Origin of the sequence: Rahnella sp. JUb53 (assembly GCF_004346065.1) — a bacterium.
GTDB classification, from domain to species: Bacteria; Pseudomonadota; Gammaproteobacteria; order Enterobacterales; family Enterobacteriaceae; genus Rahnella; species Rahnella variigena.
The window spans coordinates 455,033-479,032 of the sequence record NZ_SLYT01000002.1 but is presented as its reverse complement, the minus strand read 5'-3'; the positions used below and the strand labels follow the sequence as shown (position 1 = coordinate 479,032).

The 24,000-nt window shown below is 50.6% G+C and carries 20 protein-coding genes and 2 pseudogenes; 8 read left to right on the top strand and 14 right to left on the bottom strand.

Annotated features, from left to right (window positions below; genetic code table 11):
* Positions 1-191: 191 nt before the first annotated feature.
* The 3 genes from EC840_RS06755 to EC840_RS06745 form a co-directional block, all read right to left on the bottom strand.
* Positions 192-401 (bottom strand): plasmid partition protein ParG, encoded by a 210-nt coding sequence (locus EC840_RS06755; RefSeq protein ID WP_112289538.1) that lies wholly within the window; start codon positions 399-401, stop codon positions 192-194.
* Positions 398-1,024 (bottom strand): ParA family partition ATPase, encoded by a 627-nt coding sequence (parA, locus tag EC840_RS06750; RefSeq protein ID WP_132964579.1) that lies wholly within the window; start codon positions 1,022-1,024, stop codon positions 398-400. The genes EC840_RS06755 and parA overlap by 4 nt, the downstream gene beginning before the upstream one ends.
* Before the next feature lie 1,376 nt (positions 1,025-2,400).
* The gene (locus EC840_RS06745) at positions 2,401-3,945 is read right to left on the bottom strand and encodes a PLP-dependent aminotransferase family protein (RefSeq protein ID WP_132964578.1); all 1,545 of its coding nucleotides are present in this window, start codon (positions 3,943-3,945) and stop codon (positions 2,401-2,403) included.
* 146 nt (positions 3,946-4,091) lie between these two features.
* Here EC840_RS06745 and EC840_RS06740 point away from each other — a divergent pair, with 146 nt between their 5' ends.
* Complete coding sequence (locus tag EC840_RS06740) at positions 4,092-5,360, top strand: 4-aminobutyrate--2-oxoglutarate transaminase (protein WP_132964576.1); 1,269 nt, start codon at positions 4,092-4,094, stop codon at positions 5,358-5,360.
* Positions 5,361-5,368: 8 nt separating this feature from the next.
* A complete protein-coding gene (locus tag EC840_RS06735) occupies positions 5,369-6,823 on the top strand; it encodes an NAD-dependent succinate-semialdehyde dehydrogenase (protein ID WP_129639612.1) in 1,455 nt (484 codons plus the stop codon).
* A 28-nt stretch (positions 6,824-6,851) separates the two neighbouring features.
* On the opposite strand, the gene EC840_RS06730 is transcribed toward EC840_RS06735, so the two are convergent.
* The 4 genes from EC840_RS06730 to EC840_RS06715 form a co-directional block, all read right to left on the bottom strand.
* Complete coding sequence (locus EC840_RS06730) at positions 6,852-7,880, bottom strand: HipA domain-containing protein (RefSeq protein ID WP_132964574.1); 1,029 nt, start codon at positions 7,878-7,880, stop codon at positions 6,852-6,854.
* Positions 7,877-8,188, bottom strand: a complete 312-nt coding sequence (locus EC840_RS06725) for a HipA N-terminal domain-containing protein (protein ID WP_132964572.1) — start codon at positions 8,186-8,188, stop codon at positions 7,877-7,879. Before EC840_RS06725 ends, EC840_RS06730 begins: the two co-directional genes overlap by 4 nt.
* Positions 8,173-8,466: a helix-turn-helix transcriptional regulator gene (locus tag EC840_RS06720; RefSeq protein WP_113876596.1), complete on the bottom strand. Its 294-nt coding sequence runs from the start codon at positions 8,464-8,466 to the stop codon at positions 8,173-8,175. The genes EC840_RS06725 and EC840_RS06720 overlap by 16 nt, the downstream gene beginning before the upstream one ends.
* A 215-nt stretch (positions 8,467-8,681) precedes the next feature.
* Positions 8,682-10,193, bottom strand: a complete 1,512-nt coding sequence (locus EC840_RS06715) for a sugar porter family MFS transporter (protein ID WP_259274998.1) — start codon at positions 10,191-10,193, stop codon at positions 8,682-8,684.
* Between the two features lie 306 nt (positions 10,194-10,499).
* On the opposite strand from EC840_RS06715, the gene fabV reads away from it, so the two are divergent.
* A complete protein-coding gene (gene fabV, locus EC840_RS06710; RefSeq protein WP_113876597.1) occupies positions 10,500-11,696 on the top strand; it encodes an enoyl-ACP reductase FabV in 1,197 nt (398 codons plus the stop codon).
* A 71-nt stretch (positions 11,697-11,767) separates the two neighbouring features.
* Here the strand turns inward: fabV and EC840_RS06705 are convergent, their stop codons facing one another.
* From EC840_RS06705 to EC840_RS06675, 7 genes and pseudogenes are all read right to left on the bottom strand, one after another.
* Positions 11,768-12,028 (bottom strand): helix-turn-helix transcriptional regulator, encoded by a 261-nt coding sequence (locus EC840_RS06705; protein ID WP_132964570.1) that lies wholly within the window; start codon positions 12,026-12,028, stop codon positions 11,768-11,770.
* Between the two features lie 167 nt (positions 12,029-12,195).
* Positions 12,196-12,280, bottom strand: a pseudogene (locus tag EC840_RS25720) (ash family protein); the annotation flags it as partial.
* A 185-nt stretch (positions 12,281-12,465) separates the two neighbouring features.
* Positions 12,466-13,386: pseudogene (locus EC840_RS06695) on the bottom strand (nucleotidyl transferase AbiEii/AbiGii toxin family protein).
* 6 nt (positions 13,387-13,392) lie between these two features.
* Positions 13,393-14,166, bottom strand: a complete 774-nt coding sequence (locus tag EC840_RS06690; RefSeq protein WP_132964567.1) for a type IV toxin-antitoxin system AbiEi family antitoxin domain-containing protein — start codon at positions 14,164-14,166, stop codon at positions 13,393-13,395.
* Between the two features lie 257 nt (positions 14,167-14,423).
* Positions 14,424-18,137, bottom strand: coding sequence for an autotransporter domain-containing protein (locus EC840_RS06685; protein WP_132964565.1), 3,714 nt, complete (start codon positions 18,135-18,137; stop codon positions 14,424-14,426).
* 281 nt (positions 18,138-18,418) lie between these two features.
* On the bottom strand, positions 18,419-18,724 hold the full coding sequence (locus EC840_RS06680; RefSeq protein WP_112287418.1) for a DUF1471 domain-containing protein: 306 nt from the start codon (positions 18,722-18,724) through the stop codon (positions 18,419-18,421).
* A 284-nt stretch (positions 18,725-19,008) separates the two neighbouring features.
* A complete protein-coding gene (locus EC840_RS06675) occupies positions 19,009-20,400 on the bottom strand; it encodes an aldehyde dehydrogenase family protein (RefSeq protein WP_132964564.1) in 1,392 nt (463 codons plus the stop codon).
* Positions 20,401-20,500: 100 nt separating this feature from the next.
* On the opposite strand from EC840_RS06675, the gene EC840_RS06670 reads away from it, so the two are divergent.
* From EC840_RS06670 to EC840_RS06650, 5 genes are all read left to right on the top strand, one after another.
* On the top strand, positions 20,501-21,385 hold the full coding sequence (locus tag EC840_RS06670; RefSeq protein WP_132964562.1) for a LysR family transcriptional regulator: 885 nt from the start codon (positions 20,501-20,503) through the stop codon (positions 21,383-21,385).
* A 535-nt stretch (positions 21,386-21,920) separates the two neighbouring features.
* Entirely contained in the window at positions 21,921-22,328 is a 408-nt protein-coding gene (locus EC840_RS06665; RefSeq protein WP_112287421.1) for an H-NS family nucleoid-associated regulatory protein, read from the top strand.
* A 210-nt stretch (positions 22,329-22,538) separates the two neighbouring features.
* Positions 22,539-23,072, top strand: a complete 534-nt coding sequence (locus EC840_RS06660) for a cytochrome b (protein WP_129639619.1) — start codon at positions 22,539-22,541, stop codon at positions 23,070-23,072.
* 163 nt (positions 23,073-23,235) lie between these two features.
* Entirely contained in the window at positions 23,236-23,685 is a 450-nt protein-coding gene (locus tag EC840_RS06655) for an STM2901 family protein (RefSeq protein ID WP_112287423.1), read from the top strand.
* Positions 23,685-23,990: a DUF1493 family protein gene (locus EC840_RS06650; RefSeq protein WP_240783363.1), complete on the top strand. Its 306-nt coding sequence runs from the start codon at positions 23,685-23,687 to the stop codon at positions 23,988-23,990. Before EC840_RS06655 ends, EC840_RS06650 begins: the two co-directional genes overlap by 1 nt.
* The last annotated feature ends 10 nt before the right edge of the window (positions 23,991-24,000 follow it).

The window sequence follows — 24,000 nt, the reverse complement described above, 5'->3', positions numbered from 1 at the left end:
ATGCTCCCTAAAGAGAAAGATCTAAACTTATAAAATAAACAAAAGATTATTTGATCTTGGGATCTGATAACAACGGAGAGAATACTTCAGGAAGGGATTGGTTAGCGTTTAAGGCAGGCTGAGCAAGGTTTACAGACTGGATCAAGTTAGAAACGGGCCTGTAAGACCCGATCCAGCCAGCGATTATATTATCAGGCGCGTTCGTTGTGGATGAGCCACGCTTCGATCAGTTCTGTCAGAACGTCTTTCATTTCGCGATCCTGCAGGAAGCAGCTGGTTTTGAACCGGCGATGCAGCTCCTCATCGATATTGGTTTGTAACTTTTTCACCGATGCAGGCGGTTTAGCCACAGCGTCCAGTGCTGTAGTTAGTTGTCTGTGCTGGCCAAGTTTCATTTTCATTTCAGCAACTCCGTGATTTCTTTGGTCATAATTTCAATTTCACCCTTTGCATTACCGTCCGTTGTATCGAAAACGGTGCCGCCGTCCATCATGGTTCGTATGTAAACCTGGCGTTGGGTCGTGCCGGTACGCAGTGCAGGAACACCCGTGTCGGCAATGGATTCTTTCAGTACTTCAAGCATTTTAGCGGATGCCACTTTTTTAGTGATCAGAAAGCGGGCAATAACGGGTTGCAGATTTTCGCGAGCTTCTACCACGGCCAGAATAGCGCCACAGGCGGCAAAATCTAAAGGTGACGGTGTCACGGGAATCAGGACTAAATCACTGACCATAACCGCTGCTGATGAAATTGCAGAAATGGCAGCTGCCCCATCGATCACTACGTAATCGTATTCTTTCAGTTGCTTGCGTACGGTATAAACTTCTTTTTCTGAAGCGGCTTCAGCCAGGTCAAACTGGCATTTTCTTTCGTCATACCAGTTGCTGATGCTTCCCTGTGGATCGGTATCAACCATCACCACTTTATGGCCTTGTCTTGCCAGACAGGTTGCGATGTTTATTGATGTCGTGGTTTTCCCTACTCCGCCCTTCCCGTTAAGGAAGGAAATAATTTTCGCTGCCATGACAACCTCTTAATGAAGCGTTCAGTAAAGATATCAGGATTCCAAAATCATAAGATTTTAGGATTCGTCTAGTTTGTAATCTTAGGATTCTGAGATTTTCTAATCCATGAATCACAGGATTGGAGTGCTACTATAAAGTTTGCAGCCTGGGATTTCAATATCTAAGGATTATCGAATTACAATATCCTATGATTACAGGATTCTGCAAGGTTATTGAAGTCATCATTCGATAATACGAGAATGGCAATACACATAAATCACAGGATTTTATGAGGTCAGGATTTCATGATTTTAGGATTACGAAATCTTTAGAATTTGGTTGAACCTGTTTGCAGTGCGTTTGCGTCAACCCTGCTATCCGGTGATTATTAAATCTCTGAATCTCTGAATCTCTGAATCTCTGAATCTTGTAAGTTTGAGATTCAATTATCCCAGTATCAACAGACGACAGGATGCACATGTTGAATCAAATGACTGGACATGACCGCATCAGGATATAAAATCTCACCATCTCACCATCTCACCATCTCACCATCTCACCATCTCACCATCTCACCATCTCACCATCTCACCATCTCACCATCTCACCATCTTATGCTCCGGAGATAGCATGATATGATCTGTCAGATTTCAGGATTCGAGAAGTGTCAGGATTACAGGATTAATCTTTAAAATATTCGAAGCGGAACACTGATAGCATACCCGGATTCTAACCTCCCAGAATCACATGATACTAAGTATCATTCTGAGATGATGGAATCCTGTAATCTTTACATCCCGTACGAGTGTTTTTGTAGCAGCCAGATTGTGGTCAGGATACTGGGATTTTATCATCCTGAGATTATAACTGAATAGGTGATTGCAGGATTATAGGATTATGTGTGGAGTTGAAGATTATGAGATTACATAATCATGATAAGTATATCAATGACTTAATTATAAGCCCCGACTCAATACAAAAGGATTGTAGAATCTCAGGATTATATCGGGATTTCAGGATTATAAGATTTCATGTCCGTATTTCAGGATTATGAGATTCTATAGGCGAAGGTGAGGATTATATCATCCTGAGATTAATAAGGGATTATAGGATGCTAGGATTCTTATCCTGTGATTCTGTGTGGTCAGGATGTGATTATGTAATTACAAGATTATAGGATGGAAGCAGCCGAAATCTTAAGATTCAGAGATTCTGTGATTGTAAAATCCTGACATTTTTATCTTATGATTTCAGGATGCAGAAAGTATCAGGATTCAAAGATTTTTGGGGTGATTACAAGATGATAGGATTCAATGATTTTTTGATTGTATGCTCTTAGAATTGTAAAATCACGCAATCACGCAATCACGCAATCACATGATTATGGGATTGAGGTTTACTGACTTACCTCTGGCCCGGTCGTACCAGCGGAAAGCAACCGACGTCGCAGACACTCGATGATATGCCTGAATGCAGTTTCTATTTCTTCCTCAGGTACACAGCCATAACCGAGCAACAATCCGCGACGCATAGCCGGGCGCAAATAATAAGCTGAGAGAGGGCGGGTCAAGATATTAAGTTGCTCAAGCTCGGCGCTCAGCGCCACGTCATCAATAGAATCCGGCAGCGAAAGGATCAGATGAAGTCCGGCATTGCTGTCTTCACACAGATATTCTGGTCCAAGTTCCTGTCCAATTATCCGGGTCAGCGCATTTCGGCGTTTACCATAAATCAGCCGCATTTTACGAATGTGTGCGGCGTAATGTCCTTCGCGAATAAATTCCGCCAGCGTCAGTTGCGTGAGTCCATTTCCCCCGCGGTACAGTTCTGAATGCGCAATTTTTAGGCGTGATGCCAGCGGGCGGGGCAGAACCATGTAACTGATGCGCATCGCGGGATACAGCGTCTTGCTGAATGTTCCGACGTAAATCACAGGCGCATCGCTGCTCAGTCCCTGCAGTGCCGGGATCGGACTGCCCGAGTAACGGAATTCACTGTCGTAGTCATCCTCCACAATCCAGCTGCCTTGCTCACTGGCCATTGCCAGAATTTTTTGGCGCCTTGCCAGACTCATCACCGAGCCGAGTGGATAATGATGTGACGGTGTCACGCATATCAGTTTCGGCACACGGCAATCCGGTGGTTTTTTAGACGGATTGTCAGGCGGATTGTCTGGTGGATCCATTCCGTTGTCGTCTACCTGAACCGGCTGAATATCCACGCCATTAATGGTCAATACATTACGAATTCCCCAGTAGCTGGGCTCTTCAATCCATGCGGTATCGCCGGGGTCGCAGAGCATTTTAGCCAGCAGATCCAGCGCCTGATGCGTGCCTGTGGTGATCAGAATCTGCTCAGCCGTGCAATCAACTGAACGTGCAACACGAAGATAATCCGCCAGTGCATGTTGCAGCTGCGGGCATCCGCCGTGGCGGGAATAAGTCAGGAATTCCGGGTGCAGGCGGCGGCTCAGGCGGTTATGAATTTTGCGCCAGATTTCATGTGGAAATTTGGTCACGTCGGGTACGCCCGGCATGAACGCGCCCCATTGTTGCGAGGCAACGCCTGTGCGCGTCAGCAACCGGGTGCCACGTTTGGAAAGCGCAACATGACTGCGAACTGGTGAAAAATATCGGGCAGTTTTATCGGCAATTACACCGTCCTCGGGCAAATCAGATGTGACGAAAGTCCCACTTCCGGTACGGGTCTGAATATAACCCTCCGCCTGCAATTGGTCATACGCCGCCAGCACGGTATTGCGCGAAATATCCAGTTCTTTCGCCAGGTCACGCGAAGCCGGTAAACGGCTGCCTGGCGTGATACTGCCGTCGAAAATTGCCTGTTGTAACGCCTGATATACGCGCTTATTCAACGTGCCTGTAGACGTATCGGAAAGGCCGGTCAGGCGTTGCGAAATGAGGTCAGAAAGCAGTGAACGCAAAAGTGGTACCTCAAAATAATTCAAACTGGTTCTGGATTATAGAACCGCTGGCGCGATAAAACACAAGAACGGATTGCTATTTCGACAAATTGTTCATCTTGCAACCGGCAATCTATAAAACATCAACCTTTATGCAGGAGCGAAAGATGAGTCACAGTGAACTGGAAAAACGCCGTAAAGAAGCGACCCCAAGAGGTGTTGGCGTGATGTGTGATTTCTACGCGGCGAAGGCGGAAAACGCCACGCTGTGGGATGAGCAGGGACGGGAATACATCGATTTTACTGCCGGGATTGCTGTGCTGAACACCGGGCATCGTCACCCGAAAATTGTTGAAGCGATCCGCACACAGCTCGACCTTTTCACGCATACGGCCTATCAGATTGTCCCGTACGCCAGCTTTGTGAATCTGGCAGAGCGCATCAATGCGATTGCTCCGGTCAATGGTAAAGCTAAAACGACCTTTTTCAGCACCGGCGCGGAAGCGGTAGAAAACGCGGTTAAAATTGCCCGCGCGGCAACCGGCCGCCCTGGCATTCTGACATTCTCCGGCGCTTTCCACGGACGCACGCTGCTGACCATGGCGCTGACCGGCAAAGTGGTACCTTATAAAGTCGGGTTCGGTCCTTTCCCTGCCTCCGTTTTCCATGCGCAATATCCAAATGCCGTGCATGGCGTCACCACTGAAATGGCACTCGACAGCATCGAGCGTATTTTCCGCAGTGATATTAGCCCTTCGCAAGTTGCAGCAATTATGTATGAGCCGGTGCAGGGCGAGGGCGGTTTCAATATTGCGCCGGAAGATTTCGTAAAAGGGCTGCGTGAAATCTGCGACCGCCACGGCATTGTAATGATTGCTGATGAAGTCCAGAGCGGTTTTGCCCGTACCGGCAAAATGTTTGCTTCGGATTATTATCCGGATGCTAAACCAGACATCGTCACGATGGCGAAAAGCCTCGGCGGCGGGATCCCGATATCCGGCGTAACGGGACGCGCTGAGCTGATGGATGCACCTGAGCCAGGAGGTCTGGGCGGAACTTACGCAGGTAATCCGCTGGCAGTGGCGTCAGCCCTTGCTGTGCTCGACATCATCGAAGAAGAAAAATTGTGTGACCGCGCCAGCCGGTTAGGAGCGGAACTGGTGGAAGTGCTGGAAAAAGCCAAAACGACATGCCCGGCGCTGGTGGATGTCCGCGCACGCGGGTCGATGGTCGCTGCCGAATTTAACGATCCCGAGACCGGAAAACCATCTGCTGAGCTGACTAAACAGTATCTGCGCAAAGCGCTGGATGCCGGTTTGCTGATGCTGAGCTGCGGCGTACACGGTAACGTGATCCGCTTCCTGTATCCGCTGACCATTCCTGACGCCCAGTTTAAAGACGCACTGGCGATTTTATCCCGCGTTCTGGCTGACTGAGGCAACCTATGCAACTCAAACATCTAAGCCTTCTGCGCCAGCAATGCCTCATTAATGGCGAATGGTATGACAGTGAAAACGGTGAGTTCGACAATGTGATTAATCCCGCAAACGGAAAGGTAATAGGTCACGTTCCGCAAATCACCACGGCGCAAACAGCGCAGGCGATCGTGTATGCAGAACAGGCGCAGCGAGTCTGGAAAGACAAGACGGCAAAACAACGCGCTGCGCTGATGCAGAAATGGGCACAGCTGATGCTGGAACACGCTGACGACTTAGCGGCATTGCTGACGGCGGAACAGGGTAAACCGCTGGCGGAAGCTCGGGGCGAAATAGTCTACGCCGCTTCCTTTATCGAATGGTTTGCCGAAGAAGCCAAACGCGTCGAAGGCAGCGTGCTGGCTCCTGTGCAGGCGTCGCAGCGGATGCTGGTTCTGAAACAACCGATTGGCGTGTGTGCGGCCATCACACCCTGGAATTTCCCTGCGGCGATGATCACCCGTAAAGCGGCACCGGCGCTGGCTGCGGGTTGCGCAATGATTGTTAAACCAGCCGAACAGACACCCCTGACTGCGTTAGCGCTTGGACAACTGGCGATGGAAGCCGGTATTCCGGCGGGCGTTTTGCAGGTGATCACCGGTTCAGCGCAGGCCACGGGCAAGGTGTTGTGCGACAGTCCGGTGGTGCGCAAGCTGAGCTTTACTGGTTCGACTGAAGTGGGGCGCATTCTGATGGCGCAAAGTGCGCCGACGGTGAAAAAACTTTCGCTGGAACTGGGCGGCAACGCGCCCTTTATTGTGTTCGATGACGCCAATCTGGAGCGAGCGGTGGCCGGGATCATGGCCTCGAAGTTCCGTAACAGCGGGCAAACCTGCGTTTGCGCTAACCGGATCTATGTCCAGCAGGGAATCTATCCGGCACTTATCGCCAGACTGGTCGACGAGGTGAAAAAACTCAACGTGGGTGAAGGCACACAAACCGGCATCACGCAGGGGCCGCTTATCGACCAGGCTGCGGTCAGCAAAGTGCAGGAACATATAGAAGATGCGTTATCGCAAGGCGCCACGTTACTGACCGGGGGGCAGCCGCATGCGTTGGGCGGAACTTTCTTCCAGCCGACAGTTATCGGAAATGTTACCTCAGCGATGAAATTTGCGCGTGAAGAAACCTTTGGTCCGGTAGCGCCTGTATTTAGCTTTACCGATGAAGCGCAGGCTGTGGCGATGGCAAATGATACAGAGTTTGGCCTTGCCGCATACATTTTTACCCGCGACGCAGCGCGTCAGTGGCGCGTGCCGGAAGCGCTGGAATACGGCATGGTGGGTATTAACACTGGCCTGATTTCAAACGAAGTCGCGCCGTTCGGGGGGATCAAGCAGTCCGGCCTGGGGCGTGAAGGATCACGTCACGGGATGGACGATTATCTGGAAATGAAATACTTGTGTATTGAGCTGGGTGAATAAGGGAGTTGAAAATTGTTTTCCTGATCGTTCAGGGTAAATCCATCACCTCCAGCAGGTGCATTCTGCGGGAAACATATTTCAGAACTTTGTCACGCTGTTCTTCAGGCATATGACTTTCATGGTAAGTATCAATAATGAGCTGGTGGCTCCTGATGACATCAGCTAACCATTTTCTGGCGAGCGGGTTTTGGATCCCGATCCCTTCACCCAGGGCAACAAAATCAGCGCCTGTATACTCGCCGTAAGGTGAGTCAAGGCCCGGGGCGCTATCCTGATCGTTTTCTTCCCTTTCGAGAAGTGGCAACGCGAGATATTCGCCAAACGCTGCGGGGTAAGGAACAACGCTGATAAAGTCATAAACAGGAGCAAGTGAAGCTGGAGCATTTCGGGGTAGCAAAATGCCAAAATTACGCAGGTGAAAGTCGTTGTTACTGAGTACATAGGCGTAAACGATGCGCAGAAAAATATCGCGTTTATTCGTCAGATTATTGCCCAGATTATCCAGCAAAAAACGGGCGGCTCTTTGGTAACTGATCGCTTTTTTATCGTTGATAGTGCCATATTTATCATTAATTCCCATCGCACCATCGAGCTGTTCCTGATGCGTTCGGTCTTCACCAGTCTGTCCGCGGTCATATCTTCTTATCACAAAGGCCAGCTCACACTGTTGCGCTTCATCCTCTTTCCGAAAACGGACGAGGCCAAAAGGGGGAACCCTGAATTTGAGGCGAGCCATTACAGTCATTGTCGCGTGTTCATTTTCGGCGAGATGAGGATACTCTTCCGGAGAGGGTTTCAGTATGTACGTCCCATCATTGCTTACCACCCTAAATTCATTATCCTCAATGGCTAATGATAGTTTTGGTTGATAGCCCGATATGCTCATGCCTTTCTGATGCTTTGGCTGTTCCTGAATAAACTGTCTGCGTGTAAAAGGTAAATCTGGCATCATTTTGGGATGTAGAAGTAATTGTTTGATGCCTTTTCTGGAATATCCGCTCCCAATTTCGACACCTTTCAATCGGCTTAAATTGATCAGGCAGTGTTCTGAGTTCATGATTTACTCTCTTTAATCACGATGGCACCCAGCAAATCATCACCGTTATGCATGAGTAATCCGAATAAGTCCCTTGAGTCGATTTTCTGAATTTCTGAATAGCGCTTGCGCAACCACCCTTCAGGTGCCAATCCTTTGAAGAAAGGATGTAAGTCCTGACTTATGTAAGGCTCTGTTCTGACCGGCATACTGATGGAGAGGGCGGGACCCGCATAGCCGGTGAAATACGAAAATTCATACTTGTTTTCAAGCTCGCTCAATATGCCGGCGGCTTCATCGTACAACCATACTTCTATTTCTCGAGCCATACATTTATCCCGAGTTCTTTTAGTAAGGCATTGAGATTGATAGTTTTCGAACCCGCAGGGTCTGCAACTATTCTTTTAAAAGTTGATAAAGATACGCCAATTTGCAGAGCCATTTCCTGATAGGTAATGTTTTGTTGTTTCATCTTTTGAATGATGAGTGGTGTCAGCCCGGATGGCTCAAAAGGGAGACGCTGAACGGCACTTAGCCGTTCAATAAATAACCGCCTTTCATTTTCGGAAAGCTGAGAGAGGAAAGTTTCTACGCTGCTCGGGGTCATATTTGACTCTATCAGGCTCGGTCGGTGAGAAATTAAGCAAGTTATCTCATTATATGACGGAAAGTGTCATATTTGAACCTCTTGGCGAATAAAGATGCAGTTTTAGCATAAGCGTTGTGTAAACAGGGATGAAAAGGTCAAATATGACACTTTGTTCTTAGCATATTTTACCGGCCAGACCAAAGCCTGACCGGTAAGGTTATGACATCACAGCCTTAACTTCTTGATTCCTGCGGAGCAGGATCATCCTGTAAGTGTTTTTTGAAGTGTTTTTCAATCTGCTCTAACGTTTTGCCCTGCGTTTCCGGTGCGAAGATGATCGCGAAAATGCCCCCTGCGACACCGATGGCGGCAAAGCAGAAGAAGGACATCGTCAGTCCGATGGTATCCAGCATGATCGGGAACATAAAGGCGATGGAGAAGTTGGTCATTTGCATAGCAAAGACTGATACGCCGTTAGCCATACCGCGGATGCGCATCGGGAACATTTCCGACAGCAGCAGCCAGGTAACAGGCGACAACGCGCCCTGCTGGAAGCAGAGGAAAATCAGCATACCGCCAAGAACCAGATAGCTGCGAACCGCATCGGGATGGCCGTTGACAGTTTCCGGCATCAGCCAGGTGACTAATCCGATGGCAAGCAGCGTCAGGGTACAGCCGATCTGACCGGTCAGCAGCAACGGACGGCGTCCGAAACGGCTGAGCAGCATGATGCCCACAAACGTCATGATCACCGAAATCACCCCATTGGCGATAGTCGCCATCAGAGATGCATTAGTGCTTAAGCCCGTGGCCTGCAACATGGTCGGCGCGTAGAACATGATGGTATTCACGCCGGAGAGTTGTTGCAGCATGGCGATACCAATTCCCAGAAATACCAGGCGTTTCATCCAGACGGAAATAGTCTTCTGGCGGCGGGAATGCTTCTCGCTTTTGGAACTCATAGAACTGCGGATCTCACTCAGCTCTTTCTCTACTCTGCCTGCTTTACGGGTGCGCTCCAGCACGTCACGCGCCTCGCGATAGCGGCCATGCATGGCATACCAGCGCGGCGTGTCAGGCAGGAACAACATACCGACCCATAAAATCACTGCCGGAACACAGGCGACACCCAGCATCCAGCGCCAGGTGGTTTCGCCGCCCCACACTTCGTTAATGGCCGCGTTACTGGTGTAAGCAATCAGCTGGCCGGACACGATCATCAGTTCCTGCAAGGTGACGAACTGCCAGCGGCGGTTAGAAGGCACGATTTCAGCGATATAAATCGGCACAATCGCCGCCGCGCCGCCGACGGCCAGTCCGAGAATAAAGCGGAACATAATCATCAGCACAACGTTGGGTGCCATGGCGCAACCCAGCGAACCGGCCATGAATATGATCGCCATCACCAGAATGATTTTTTTGCGCCCGAACCGGTCAGCGACCCGACCCGCAAAGATCGCACCGATGGCAGAACCCAGTATCAGGAAGCTGGTGACCATACCGGTGGTCACCGACGTCAGATGCAGATCGTGCTTCATGAACAGCAGCGCGCCCGCAATCACACCTGTATCGTAGCCAAACAATAAACCACCGAGGGTGGCAATAAACGCAATTACTTTTACCAGCGGTTCGGTCGGCGGCGGCGTTTTCTTCGCCTCGCTTTCCTGCCCGCTGTTGAGTTTCTCAGTCACAAGTGCTCCCTGTATTTCATTATTGTTGTCATATTTTTGTGTGATGCAGATCACACAACCTCTAAATCTAACCCATGTTTAGGATTTTGGTAGGCGGCGGGGGAAATTAGTCATGGATTACAACGCAGACACAAAAATTTCGGAAAATACTGAATGCCGCGCAGGAGTGAGACGGGAAGTGCATTACACTTTCTCAAAGAGGATATCGCGGTTCGTTTTTTATCCATTCGGGTAAAATAAGCGCTGTTTTTACTTCAGAGAAGTCTGTTTACGATGGGAAAAAGCAGCAGGTTTTGCCTGAAACGGCGCAAACCTATATTCTATCGGCCAATTTACTGAGACAGTTGCAATGAGGTCTATATGATTATCAAACCACGCATCCGTGGCTTTATCTGTGTTACTGCCCATCCGGAAGGTTGCAAGGCGAACGTTAAAGAACAAATCGACTACGTTACCGCGCAAGGCAAAATCGAAGGCGGTCCGAAAAAAGTCCTGGTGATCGGTGCTTCTACCGGTTACGGCCTCGCTGCCCGCATCTCAGCTGCTTTCGGTTCTGACGCAGCAACGCTGGGCATCTTCTTCGAACGTCCGGGCGATGAATCCAAAACCGCTACCGCAGGCTGGTACAACTCTGCTGCTTTCGAAGAATTTGCGGACGCAAAAGGTCTGTACGCTAAAAGCATCAACGGCGACGCGTTCTCTGATGAAGTGAAGCAAAAGACCATTGAGCTGATCAAACAAGATTTAGGTCAGGTAGATCTGGTGGTTTACAGCCTGGCCGCGCCGCGCCGTACCCATCCGAAAACCGGTGAAGTGTTCAACTCCACCCTGAAACCAATCGGTAAGCAAGTCACCATTCGTGGCATCAATACCGATAAAGAAACCATCAACGAAACCACGCTGGAACCGGCAACCCCTGAAGAAATCGCGGGCACCGTTGCGGTCATGGGTGGTGAAGACTGGCAGATGTGGATCGACGATCTGAAAGCCGCCGGTGTACTGGCTGAAGGCGCGAAAACCACGGCGTTCACCTATCTGGGTGAAGAAGTGACGCAGGACATCTACTGGAACGGTTCTATCGGTGAAGCGAAGAAGGATCTGGACAAACGTGTTCTGGATATCCGCAGCACACTGGCAGAGCAGGGCGGCGACGCACGTGTTTCCGTACTGAAAGCCGTTGTCACTCAGGCGAGTTCTGCTATCCCTGTGATGCCGCTGTACCTTTCCCTGCTGTTCAAAGTGATGAAAGAGAAGGGCACTCACGAAGGTTGTATCGAGCAGGTTTACGGTCTGTACAAAGACAGCCTGTACGGCGCTGAGCCGCTGGTCGACAACGAAGGCCGTCTGCGCGCTGACCTGAAAGAGATCGCGCCAGAAGTGCAGGCAGAAGTCGGCAAGCTGTGGGATGAAGTCACCAATGACAACATCCCTGAGCTGACAGATTTCGCGGGCTACAAAAGCGAGTTCATGCGTCTGTTCGGCTTTGGCCTGAACGGCGTTGATTACGCAGCCGATACTAATCCAGACGTGAAAATCAAACATCTGATCCAGATGTAATTTGGATTAACGCTTAGATTGCTAAAACCCCACATTCGCTGAGAAGCGGGTGTGGGGTTTTTTATAACTTTCTACACGCCGCCTGCAGATCTCACCTTCCGCTGAATAAGTTCACGCGTCTTTGGATCAAAATACCGGCTTGGCCAGATGGTGCTCGGGTGCATATCCAGTGCCTGCGCAATAAGCATTTCGCCTTTCGGCCAGGGTCTTGAAAGTGCGTTAGACAGTGTCGAGGAACTCAGACCGGCAGCGCGGGATACGGCGGCCATCGTTGTACCTTTCTTATGTAATCCGGCAATGATATCGGCCTGATGCCAGTCGCGATTATTCATGACGGGGTGCTCCTGTTTTTAACAGCACAGGAACAGCAGAGCAGAAGGGCAGAAATGTGGGGCTATGCGATAGTTTCATATACGACTCCTTGTAGTGAATACGACTACCACTGGAGCTGCGAAACTCTTTGGGTGGTAGCTCAGACAAGGTTCGCAGTACCGGCCTACAAGGACACCGGCCAGCCCGAAGGCTGCCCTGCCTGAGCCACCATTGATGTTATTAAACAGGGTTAGCTGCCTAAATAACAGGTGAGCAGAGACAATTGCACTCGATGTATAACATCAAGTACGTCCTTATAGTGTTGGCCGAGCTGCGAAACCCGGCTGCGGATTTTGCCGCAGCGGGCGCACTATAGCGTAATTGAGTAAGCTAAACCAACAGGCTAACCGCGAAAATGAGGTGGGCTTTCCAGAGAAATTTCAGGCGTTGCAGCGGGTTACATGACAACATCAAGAACGAATGACAGTCGCTTAAGCGCGTTCGCATGTTTCTCTGCGGGCATCTTCGACAGATTTTTTCTTTTCCAACGCACTGCGGGTAACTTGTCTATATTGTCGAGACCCAATAACGTCCAGTCCGGTTCTTTATTTTTGAATGACAGTAAAAATTCTTTCTCTTCCTGAGTTATTTTCCCATTAATCAGGTCAATCAGTTGCCTGCGTACTGCGAGCAATTCGGCGAGCGGAACATCAACATCTGCCATGTTGCGGAACTCGCCTTCATAAATACCCGAAATATCTTTTAAATGCGGTTGAAGTAACTCGGCAATAGGGCGTGGATGGCTGATCAGATAAACCAGCAAAGCCTTACGAAGCGCTGATGTAAGGCCTTCATTGTCAAGCAGAAGTTTTACGTCGAACAGATCTCTGGGATGCTGGCGGTCTAACGCAGCACAGATTTTACCGGCATAAAGATCGGCAAAGGAAACAACAGATATTTCAGCAAAACCAAGTTCATCTTCCACCGCTTCACAGACCTGAAGGAGAGCCGGCTCAAAGACTGTTCCCCTCAATACCGGTGAAAGCTCAATCTTGATCAGAACCCCGTCGCGGATGACAACCAGCCGCAATGCATCATTTTTGTCCTCATAGGATTTACTGACTTTGCTTTGCGGAATATAAGCGAGCACTGATTTCGCAATGTCGTCTAACGCAGCTTTAATTCCCTATAGTGACTCTTCCCGGTCCAGCACGGGCAAATAAACCAGATCGATATCAACGGATAAGCGTGGAAAATTGCGGATAAAAAGATTGATTGCCGTCCCACCTTTGAGAGCAAAGCAATCGTGTTTTGCAATGAAAGGAAGCAATTGTAAAAGCAACTGCACCTGTCGGTAGTAAATACTTTCCCTGTCCATTTTTAATTACATATCCTTGGGTACCGTAATATTCCATGTCGTATCTAGTCTGCCGGACTTAGCGATTTCGCGTTTACCGCTACCTAACTCATAAAGATCAGGCTTGAGATATTTAAACCAGGCATGGTTGTGACGCTGTGCCAGCCACAGGAAAAGACGTTTGGACTTTATACTGCCGCTTGCCTGGAGCAGAAGTTCAAGTTTGCGAGGGGAGAGTGTCGAAAGCCCCTGCATGATTTGGTCAGCATGCTCAAAACTGATAGCTTTGGGCACGTCTGAGAGAAGTTCGAGCATAGCTTTCTCAGGCGCGGAATAGAGCATTGGCGACAGCGATTCCTGCCACTGACTTTCACGCAGAAATCTTTTGTCCGCCATGACCGAATCAGGCCATAAACGTCGCGTGCTGTGCCCTTTAAAACTGGCGCGCCCGGTGATTTTATTTAGCCACGCTGGAAGTGGACTGGAAGAATAAAGGCTGACTGGTACGACCTGACCCTTAAGCTGATAATGTGCTAACCCTTCCAGGTTCAGAGCCGTCAGACCGCCTAAAGTGACGGGCGTTGGGTGCATACGCTGAAGCGAGGTTACGATCCCTTGCCAGTTCAATGGCGATTCATCACGTGTATACACGCCGGGTGCAAGCATCAGCAACGTCCGGCTTTTTACTGCGTTATCGATAAAATGTCGTGGTAATCCCTGTTCTTGCAACCACGTTTTTGTGGTGATCAGCCCACAAGGGAGTAACGTTTTCAGATGTTGTCTCGCCTCAGTGTTAAGCATAAAAAACCACCGGTTTACAAAATGGATAATTCGCGGCGATTATTGCCGCATATTTTTATTTTTGTAAACCATAGCATGGATAGAGCTTATCAGGCTCGCGCTATTCCAGCGCAATGTAACGCGTCTGCGGAGGCTAAACCAACGGGCTAACCGCGAAAATGAGATGCGCTTTCCAGAGAAATTTCAGGCGTTGCAGCGGGTTACATCAAGCACGTTGATCAAAAGCGTCCCGTTATCTTCAGGACGCCTCTTCCTTATCAGAACCCGATGTTCACCCGGATCATGATCATCTGCGAGCGGCTGCGTGCCTCATCCAGCCCGAGCGTGCCCTGATAGGCGATGCCCGGCGTAATGTTATGCGGCAGCAGGAAATCCAGCCCCATGCCTAACACCAGATTTTCCTGACTGTCGCCGTAGACATCCGCACTCCACGTATCATTGCCGGAATCGGCGTAACCCAGACGGGCGCGGCCCGGATCGCTGAAAGCCTGCGTGTATTCGAAACGACTTTGCCAGCGCAGCACCGACCACGTCAGTGGCAGTGCGTATTGGGTGCGAACGCCGAGCGCGCCGGTCACATCATTCAGTACCTGGGAGGCGAAAGCCAGATCGTAGGCATCGGCGCTGGATTCCGTGTAGCTGTCGAGCCGGGTGCGAGACAATTGCAGGCGTCCGTATGGCGAAATCAGCAGGTCGGGCAGACGATAGTCATAACCCGATGTCAGAGCCCCAAATACCTGATAACCGCCACGGTCGCCGCGGGCGAATTGATCCATTTCTGTCACATAACGACGGCTGTCGTAGTCCAGACGGCTGTATCCGAGCAAACCATCGATAAAGAAACGGCTGGGATGATAGCTGCCATAAAGCGCCGAGCTGATGGATCGGCCGTTGCTGCGGGAACCGCTGTCACCGATATCGCTAACGTCTCTGCCAAAACCAATCCCCATACCTGCGGTGAAAGTCGGGGTAAACTGGTAGTCCGCGCCGGTGCTGATGCCGGCCAGCGTGTGACTGAAACTCACACCGTCTTTCCCTGAGTGGCCGAAGTCAACAAATCCGCCGGTCCAGTAATTGATACGCGAGTTCGCACCCTTAAGCGGATGCTGCGCGGCGTTTTTATCGGTCAGTTGCGGCAGTTCAGGCTGCGGACGATTGTGCTCCCATGCGGTGTCCCACAGCGTGTCATCGTTGCCGCGTTCCTTTTTAGACGCTGGCATATTGAAACGGATGCCGTTCATATCGCTGCGCGCACTGGCCGGGTTGTGCAGCGTTTCCAGACGATCGCTGAAGTTGCGGATTTGCGCACGCGCGAAATTTTGCGCCGACTGAATCTGCGCGCTGACCAGGCCGAGCACATCCGGATCTTTGGACGGGTCAGGACGTCCGGCGATGGTCAGTGTCACGGTCGCTGGGGCAGATTGCGAGTCTTGCGTCAGCAGCACATAACGCAGTACCACCGTGCCGGAAGCCTGAGCCGCAGCCTGGAAGTCGAAATAAATACTGTTGTCGCTTTGCTCCAGCGCCGCACTGCCGAGCGTTGCCGCCGGAGAATCGACAAGACGCGCACCAGTGAACGGCCCGCCGGTGGCATTTTCTGTGAGGTTTACCCGCACGGATTTGCCAGCCAGAACGGAGGCCGCATGGCTGACGCCCACCGGCTGCGCGCTGGTAACGTTTAGCGTGTACGCGACCTGAGCCGTTACGCCGCTGGCGTCGGTGGCGATCAACGTAAAGCTGTTGTTTCCCGCTGCGGAAGGGGTTCCGCTCAGGGTGTCGCCGCTCAGTGTTAATCCGGCAGGCAATGTCCCTGACATGCGGTACTGATACGGTGCCGTGCCGCCGGTTACGCTGAACGTCTGACGATAAGGCGTGTCTGCGCGACCATCGGTCAACGCGCCGCTGGCAGGCGTAAAGGCCAGCGATACGGCAGTGATATTCAGCGTGACCGTCGCCTGTGCTGCGCCAAAACTGTTGGAAGCGCTGTAAATGAAACTGTCACTACCGGAATAACCTGCAACCGGTGTGTAGCGGATTTTCAGGTTCTGGATGCGCGCCGTGCCGTGTGCGGGTTGCTGCACAATCGCCAGTGACGTGACTGCGCCGCCCGACAGCACCGGCTCGATCAGATTCTCACTGGTATTGGCCGCCACGCTCGAGGATACCGCACTGACCACCGGTGCCTGTCCGGCAACGGTCAGTGCGTAGTTTACGGTGCCGGTGATCCCGTGACTGTCCGCGGCACTTACCTGAATGGTATAAGTGCCGGAAGCGGCGGGTGTACCGGAGATCTCACCCGTGCTGGCGCTGACGGAGAGTCCGGCAGGCAGGCCGGATGCGCTGTAGGTGTATGGGGCGGTGCCGTTGCTGGCAGTAATGATCTGCGACCACGGCGTACCTGCGGTGGCTGCGGGTAATGCGCCGCTCGCAGGCGTGAAGCCGAGCGTCACGCTGGCTACGGTCACATTCACCGTTGCAGCGGATGAAGTTCCCCAGTTATTGCTGGCGGTGTAAGTGAAACTGTCGGTACCTGAATATCCGGGCGCAGGGGTGTAACTCAGTGAGGTACCCGAAGCCGTTGCCGTGCCGTGAAGCGGAGCGGTCGTAACGGTGACTGACGTTGCGACGCCGCCAGACAGTGCCGGCACAATGGCATTGTTGCTGCTGTTACCGGCAACTGTGGTGCTGACCGCATCCGCGACCGGTGCCTGCCCGTTAACGGTTATCGTATAGCTTTGGTTTCCGGTGGCAGCATTCGCCGTATCGTGCGCCACGACGGTAATGTTAAAGCTGCCCGTTGCAGTCGGCGTTCCCGAAATTTCGCCATTCAATCCCAGTGTTAATCCGGCAGGTAACGCATCCCCGGTCGTGAACTGATAGCTGCCTGACCCGCCGGTTGCCGTCAGTGTCTGGTTGTAAGCGGTGCCGGATGTGGCAGAAGGTAAGGTGACAGGCGACAGTGTAATTACCGGTGCGGCGACATTCACGCTGACGGTCGCTGGCGCGGATGTGCCCCAGTTGTTGCTGGCGGTATACGTGAAAGTGTCCGCACCTAAATAGTTTTGCAGCGGCGTATAAAGGGCAGTTGAGCCTGAGAATACGACCGAACCGTGTGCAGGTGCCGCACCCTGTGCCACCAATGTCGCTGCGCCACCGGAAAGGGGCAGGGCAATCGTATTATTACTGCTGTTAAACGCTACGCTGGCGCTGGCAGAACCGGCGACCGGTGCTAATCCGTTGCGTTGAACCTGAACAGAATAGCCGGACGTGGTGGTGCCGTCGGCAGCCGTCACGGTGACGGTGATCGTGTTACTGCCTTCACTTAACGGGATCGCCCCTGACGCACTACCGGAAGTGACGGAAGTTCCATTCACTTTTACGGTTGCGGTGCTGTCGGTGGTCACTGGTGTCAGCGTAATGCTGGTCACGTTATTGGCGACGGTTGCGCTGTAAGAGGTTGTCCCGCTGGAAAAGGTCGGGGAAAGCGAACCGGTTGAAAGTGACAGCGCCGAGAGGCTGGCATCGGTGGATGCGCTGACCGGTGAGGTACAGGAAACGCTGAGAGGGCTCAGGTAGCCGTGGCTGGTGGTGATGCGAAAGCGAACTCCCGCACTCGCCAGTTGTGACCCTGTCACGGTATAAGAATGAGTACCTGCCGTGCCGCCGGTGACATAGTAGGTTGAGAATGTCGACTGCGCATAATTCGTCAGGCCGAAGCTGTCCGTATCTGTCATCTCGCTGTTCACACCGGCGCCAGAATCTGAAAACGTCAGCGTTAAGGTATCACTGGTATCAAACTGGCTGGCTTGGTAAGCCTGACTTGAAAAGTTCGCGGTAGAAAACGTGCGGTTATTCAGCGCCGTACACCCTGCCGATTGAGCAATGGCCTGGGATACAGAGAAGAGTGATAACAAAAGAAAAGCGCAGACAAAACGGGCAAAGCGCCCGGTCGCGCGGCGATGGCGAGTCATGTAAATTCCCTGAGATATTCTGACGTGCAGGCGTCTTTTTGTGTGGTTGTTTTGGTGATGTTATAAGAATGTTCCTAATGCCATTGCTCAAATAGCGAGTAAAAAACGGCTAATTCCGGTGAGATCAAAAGGGATGACGTCAGGGTGTGTCAGTCGCAATCGGGGGATGAGTAGTCAGAAGGGCGTTCAGAGAAATGATATTGAAAGGCGAATTAAATAAAAAAGCCGCAGACCTGTCCGGTATGCGGCTTTTTATATTTTACTTAAACTGTCAGGAAACATCAGTCATAGGCCACTTTATGGTTGATATGATAAAACGTCGCGGTGGCCGCCATGACGTGTTGTTCCTCTTTACCCGGTTTATGGGATTCCACATTAGTAATGTGATAACCGACCGCACCTGCATCTAACGCTTTTTTAACAATCGCATTGTTGAGTTCTTCCATGGAAGTAGCCCAGGAAACCGTTGTTACACCAACAGCTTGCAGGGAGGCTATTTCACGATGTGATAATCCGCTGCGGATCAAAACAGGCTTAACAGACTTCGGATAGAATATGGATAAAACATCATTTACTAAGCCTTTCATGGAGTTATTCCTCAAGAGTTCACTGTCTGAATCGGGTATTACGTTGCCGTTAGTTAACGGGCACAACGTTAATAAACACCTTTTCATGTGACGAACTTTAGCTTTAATTGCTAATTTCTTGTTAAGAAGGGTTTCGCCACAATTAACGCGATTTTAAAAGAAGATGCTTTCATTTCGTTACAGGTTCGTTATTTTTGACATGAATAAAAGGAAGGGAAAAGATAACGGGCACTTTCGCGCCCGGATGAGATTTCTTTTATACCCTTTACGGAGCGCGGCGGGTGTTATTTCCGGTTGCTCCACACGGTCTGCACGTTACAGAACTCGCGTAAACCGAAGTGTGAAAGCTCACGACCATAGCCGCTTTTTTTCACGCCACCGAACGCAACACGCGGATCGGATGCACTGTAACCGTTGATAAACACACCACCGGTTTCCAGCTCATTCGTCATCTGTTCCGCCCGCGCAAGGTCCGTTGTAAAAATTGTCGCACTCAGGCCAAACTCGCTGTCATTAGCCAGTTCGACGGCATGGTCTGCATCGCGCGCCACCGTGATCGCGGCAACCGGGCCGAACAGTTCCTGGCGAAATGCGGTCATTTCAGGCGTCACATTGCTTAAAATAGTCGGCGCATAGAAATTACCGTTTCCGGCAATTTTCTCGCCGCCGAGCAGCAGGGTTGCGCCTTCTGCCAGCGTATCCTGAACCTGTTTATCCAGTTCATCACGCAAATCATAACGCGCCATCGGGCCGATATAGGTCGCGTCATCCAGCGGATCGCCCGTCACCAGCGCCTGAGTCGCGGCAACAAATTTTGCGGTAAACGCATCCAGCACCCCTTCCTCAACGATAAACCGCTTGGCTGCGGCACATACCTGCCCGGTATTTTGATAACGACCGGCAACCGCCGCTTTTACCGCTTCATCCAGACTGGCGTCATTAAGCACGATGAACGGATCAGAACCGCCCAGTTCCAGCACACATTTTTTCAGGGACTTACCTGCCAGCTCTGCAATTGCCGCACCGGCACGCACGCTGCCTGTCACCGTCACGGCAACCACGCGCGGGTCAGCAATCAGTTCTGCCACTGCCGGATTTCCGACATTAATCACACCGAACGCACCGGCGGGAAAACCAGCTTTCAGCGCGGCCTGTTTCACCAGATACGTGGTGCCCATCACGTTCGGCGCCGGTTTTAACAGGAAAGTATTACCTGCCAGCAACGCCGGCACGGCACCGCGTAAAATCTGCCACACCGGAAAATTCCACGGCATAATCGCCAGGATCATCCCGGAAGGGCGGTAATGAATGTGCGCCTCGCCGTTATCGACCATCGTCGGTTCCGGTGCCAGCATCGCCGGACCGTTTTTAGCGTACCACTCACACAATCCGGCTGATTTTTCCACTTCAGCGCGTGCCTGTTTCACCGGCTTGCCCATTTCGAGGGTGATCATGCGGGCGATGTCTTCGCTGGCGGAGCGCAGTTCGGCGGCCAGATTGACCAGCAGCTTTGCCCGCTGTTGGACGTCAGTTTTGCGCCATTGCTTAAATGCCGCGCTGCCCTGCGAAACCGCCGCTTCCAGTGCCAGCGTGGTGTCAAAAGGATATTCAGCGATACGTTCGCCGGTGAACGGATTTTGCGAAATGGCATGTGTTTGCGAATTTGTCGTCGTCATTTTTTATTCCTCGTTGAACCAGTGCGTTCAGAATAGAGGGTTGCGTGTTTTAATAAAAATGAATAAAAATAAGTAAACCATTCACTTTTTGAGAAAGCTTATGAATCTCTCACAGCTTGAGATGTTCCGTGCCGTTGCTGAAACCGGCAGTATCAGCGCCGCTGCACAGCGGGTACATCGTGTTCCGTCGAATCTGACAACACGCATTAAACAGCTTGAGGCGGAGCTGGGTGTCGAATTATTCATCCGCGAGAATCAGCGGTTACGTCTTTCGCCAGCAGGGCGTAATTTTCTCGATTACAACAACCGGATCCTGGATTTAGTGGAAGAAGCGCGGTTGTCGGTGGCCGGAACAGAACCGCAGGGGATTTTCGCACTGGGGGCGCTGGAAAGTACCGCCGCCGTGCGTATTCCGGCGTTGCTGGCGCGATATCATCAGCAGTTCACCAAAGTTGAACTGGCGTTGAGTACCGGTCCGTCGGGTGAATTGCTGGATAAATTGCTCGAGGGCGAGCTGGAGGCAACGTTTGTAGACGGGCCCGTCCTGCATCCTGTGCTGGATGGTGTGCCGGTATACCCGGAGGAAATGGTGATTGTCGCGCCGCTGCATCATGCACCGGTCACACGCGGACAGGACGTAAACGGAGAAATTGTGTATGCATTTCGCTCCAACTGTTCTTACCGGCGTCATTTTGAAAGCTGGTTCGCGGATGATGGTGCAGCGCCGGGGAAAATTTACGAGATGGAGTCCTATCACGGCATGCTGGCCTGCGTCATTGCAGGTGGCGGACTGGCGCTGATGCCACGTAGTATGCTGGAAAGTATGCCGGGCAGCAGTACGGTGAGTATCTGGCCGCTGGCTGACAATTATCGTTATCTGACGACCTGGCTGGTGTGGCGGCGGGGGATCCTGACCAGAAACTTGTCTGAGTTTGCGAAGATGGCCAGGGAACTGACAATCAGCCTTCAGCTACCTGCAAAATGATCTGCCAGTCCAGCGCAAGTTTCAGCGCTACACAGCCAGCACAAACAACAAAAATGGTTTTGAACATAACGGTCAGGGGTCTTATTTTGTGATTTAAGTCTCATTTTACCGTCGGAGTTGTTTAATCGCTTCTAAAAAATGGTGCAGAAGATGCTTTTTCTAACCCATTTTACCGAAATGATTATTCAGAAAAGAGTAATGCTTCGCACGTAAAGACCAGACTTTGACAAATTTGTACATAATAACAACATAGTTTATTCACGTACTGACACTATTATCAAAGTGTGCAAATTGTGATTAATAATATTTTTCTGGCGTTTTTTAGGTGTTTAAAGTGATTTCTTCGTAAAAGTTTTAATTACTCAGCGACAACAAGTTGTTATGAGAGGGGGTATTAACAATTAAAGAAAAAGAGTGGCGACTGCCACCGTTGTGTCACGGTGAATAATATTATGCTGGCGCAATTGATATCATTATTTCTTTGTGTAGAATCAGGGTCACTAATTTAATGATACCCCTCTAAAGTGAGCACATCATGGACAACGCGTTAAACGTTTTGAATAATATCCGTACACTTCGGGCACAGGCTCGTGAAATGCCACTCAGCACTCTGGAAGAAATTCTCGAGAAGCTGACTGCAATTGTTGAAGAATCACGCGAAAATGTGAAAGCGCGCAGTGCGCAGCAGCAGGAACGTGACGAAAAATTACTGAAATACCGTGAAATGCTGGCAAACGACGGCATCGCTATTGATGACCTGCTGGGTCACCAGACAACCAAAGAATCCGGTAAAGCCAAGCGTAAACCACGCCCGGCAATCTATGAGTATACCGATACCGACGGTTCTAAAAAAACCTGGACCGGCCAGGGCCGCACTCCCTCTGCCATTAAAGCGGCACTGGATGGTGGTGCAACATTAGAGAGTTTCCTGATCGCGCGTTAATCAGGCTACCGATGTGTTCAGTGTTTTCTGCCTTGCAAACTGCGGGGCAGATAACACACTTTTTTGCCTCTTCTTTCTCACTGCGCTATTCCCTTTTTTAACATCGTAATACCCCTGCATCCGATCATTTCTCGCCGGTGCTCATTCCTCTTAATGTAAGCTTAAGTCTCAGCAAGTATGGTTAACGTCTCTTCGTTTACCGGAAATGCTATGCGTACCCGATATTCTTTCGTTCAAATTTTGCTCCACTGGCTGGTGTTTGTTTTAGTGGTATTGACCTATACCACGATGGATATAAAAGGGTGTTTTGCAAAAGGCACGCCCTTGCGGGAGTTATTAGCCCTGACGCATTACAGTCTGGGATTTTGCGTATTATTTCTGATGTGTATACGGCTTTTTGTTCGCGGGATGTATGTTACGCCACCGGTCAAACCCGCGTTGCCGCGCTGGCAGCATTATTTTTCAGGTGGCGCGCAGATTCTTATATATCTGATGTTTCTCAGCTTACCGGTGATGGGTATTTTGTCACAATATTATGGCGGGCATGACTGGACGATGTTTAACATCCTTATGCCGAAAAGCGTGTTTCCGGATTTACCGTTACAGAAGCTATTAAAAACGCTGCATGAATGGCTCGCTAACGCGGGGTATTACCTCATCGGATTACATACTCTGGCGGCTCTCTGGCATCACTATCGCCGGCGCGATAACACGCTGATCAGGATGTTACCTTCACGAAAATAGCCCGCGGGTGCGTGGATCAATGGAACCGTTGCAAGGTTCTGGTATCAACAGACCGATTAACGTGACGGAAGGAGCAATGATGATATTCAGTGCGAGGGGGCACATTGCCTGCTTATGAATGCGGCAGTATTCTAAAGCCCTGCTAATCAAATGGATATTGAAAATGGATACTACCGAAACGCTAAACGGGACGTACTTCTATCACGGTCATGCCAATGTAAGCGCTCAGGAGTTATTTTGGTTGATTTTTGCGGAGTCCTTTGCTGAGCATCAAGGGCTCGCTATAGAAACCTCTGCGATGATCATTGCAGGCTGGCCAATTCTTCCAAAACCGAAGGGATTGGGGGATTCAACCTGGGGGACCAGCGTCGCTTCAAAACTTTCTCGAAGAATTTTTAAAGATATGCGCTTTGTTGAACCAGTGGCAACACCTGTAGGTTTCATGAAAACCCGCATGACGAAAAGTGTTGGTGCTGCTGTCGGGCGTTACGCGCCGTATGTCGGAGGAACAATTCCTGCCATGATCATATTTGGAATCATAGCCAGAAAAACCAGGAATAAATATAATCTGATTGCACGGCCGAAAGACCGTATTGAATGGACGTATTTCTGATGGTCGATGAGAAAGAGATTTTAAGTTATATCACTGATAAATATAGCGTACGGAAGCAAAAAGTTCTTAAAGAATGGACCTTTCAGGAGCATTTTAATTATCTTCAGGAAGAATTAGAAGAAATGTTAGTAGATTTGTTTACCCGGTACGGTATTTCTTACGATAACTTTAATTTAGATAATTATTTTGAACCAGAATGGCCTGTGTGGTTATGGTGGAAGAAATTACAACGTCGAGTTTACAAGCCGCTTACGGTCGAGATGATTATCGAATCAGCAAAGGCGGGTCGTTGGCTATATGATTAAGGGGCGGTAT

Bases quoted from the DNA above. Each gene is read 5' to 3' on its own strand.
- EC840_RS06740 (WP_132964576.1), top strand. From the start codon at position 4,092: ATGAGTCACAGTGAACTGGAAAAACGCCGTAAAGAAGCGACCCCAAGA.
- EC840_RS06690 (WP_132964567.1), bottom strand. From the start codon at position 14,166: ATGCTTAACACTGAGGCGAGACAACATCTGAAAACGTTACTCCCTTGT.
- fabV (WP_113876597.1), top strand. From the start codon at position 10,500: ATGATTATCAAACCACGCATCCGTGGCTTTATCTGTGTTACTGCCCAT.
- parA (WP_132964579.1), bottom strand. From the start codon at position 1,024: ATGGCAGCGAAAATTATTTCCTTCCTTAACGGGAAGGGCGGAGTAGGG.
- EC840_RS06755 (WP_112289538.1), bottom strand. From the start codon at position 401: ATGAAAATGAAACTTGGCCAGCACAGACAACTAACTACAGCACTGGAC.
- EC840_RS06670 (WP_132964562.1), top strand. From the start codon at position 20,501: ATGAATCTCTCACAGCTTGAGATGTTCCGTGCCGTTGCTGAAACCGGC.
- EC840_RS06720 (WP_113876596.1), bottom strand. From the start codon at position 8,466: ATGACCCCGAGCAGCGTAGAAACTTTCCTCTCTCAGCTTTCCGAAAAT.
- EC840_RS06730 (WP_132964574.1), bottom strand. From the start codon at position 7,880: ATGAACTCAGAACACTGCCTGATCAATTTAAGCCGATTGAAAGGTGTC.
- EC840_RS06685 (WP_132964565.1), bottom strand. From the start codon at position 18,137: ATGACTCGCCATCGCCGCGCGACCGGGCGCTTTGCCCGTTTTGTCTGC.
- EC840_RS06665 (WP_112287421.1), top strand. From the start codon at position 21,921: ATGGACAACGCGTTAAACGTTTTGAATAATATCCGTACACTTCGGGCA.
- EC840_RS06675 (WP_132964564.1), bottom strand. From the start codon at position 20,400: ATGACGACGACAAATTCGCAAACACATGCCATTTCGCAAAATCCGTTC.
- EC840_RS06725 (WP_132964572.1), bottom strand. From the start codon at position 8,188: ATGGCTCGAGAAATAGAAGTATGGTTGTACGATGAAGCCGCCGGCATA.
- EC840_RS06705 (WP_132964570.1), bottom strand. From the start codon at position 12,028: ATGAATAATCGCGACTGGCATCAGGCCGATATCATTGCCGGATTACAT.
- EC840_RS06650 (WP_240783363.1), top strand. From the start codon at position 23,685: ATGGTCGATGAGAAAGAGATTTTAAGTTATATCACTGATAAATATAGC.
- EC840_RS06655 (WP_112287423.1), top strand. From the start codon at position 23,236: ATGGATACTACCGAAACGCTAAACGGGACGTACTTCTATCACGGTCAT.
- EC840_RS06680 (WP_112287418.1), bottom strand. From the start codon at position 18,724: ATGAAAGGCTTAGTAAATGATGTTTTATCCATATTCTATCCGAAGTCT.
- EC840_RS06660 (WP_129639619.1), top strand. From the start codon at position 22,539: ATGCGTACCCGATATTCTTTCGTTCAAATTTTGCTCCACTGGCTGGTG.
- EC840_RS06735 (WP_129639612.1), top strand. From the start codon at position 5,369: ATGCAACTCAAACATCTAAGCCTTCTGCGCCAGCAATGCCTCATTAAT.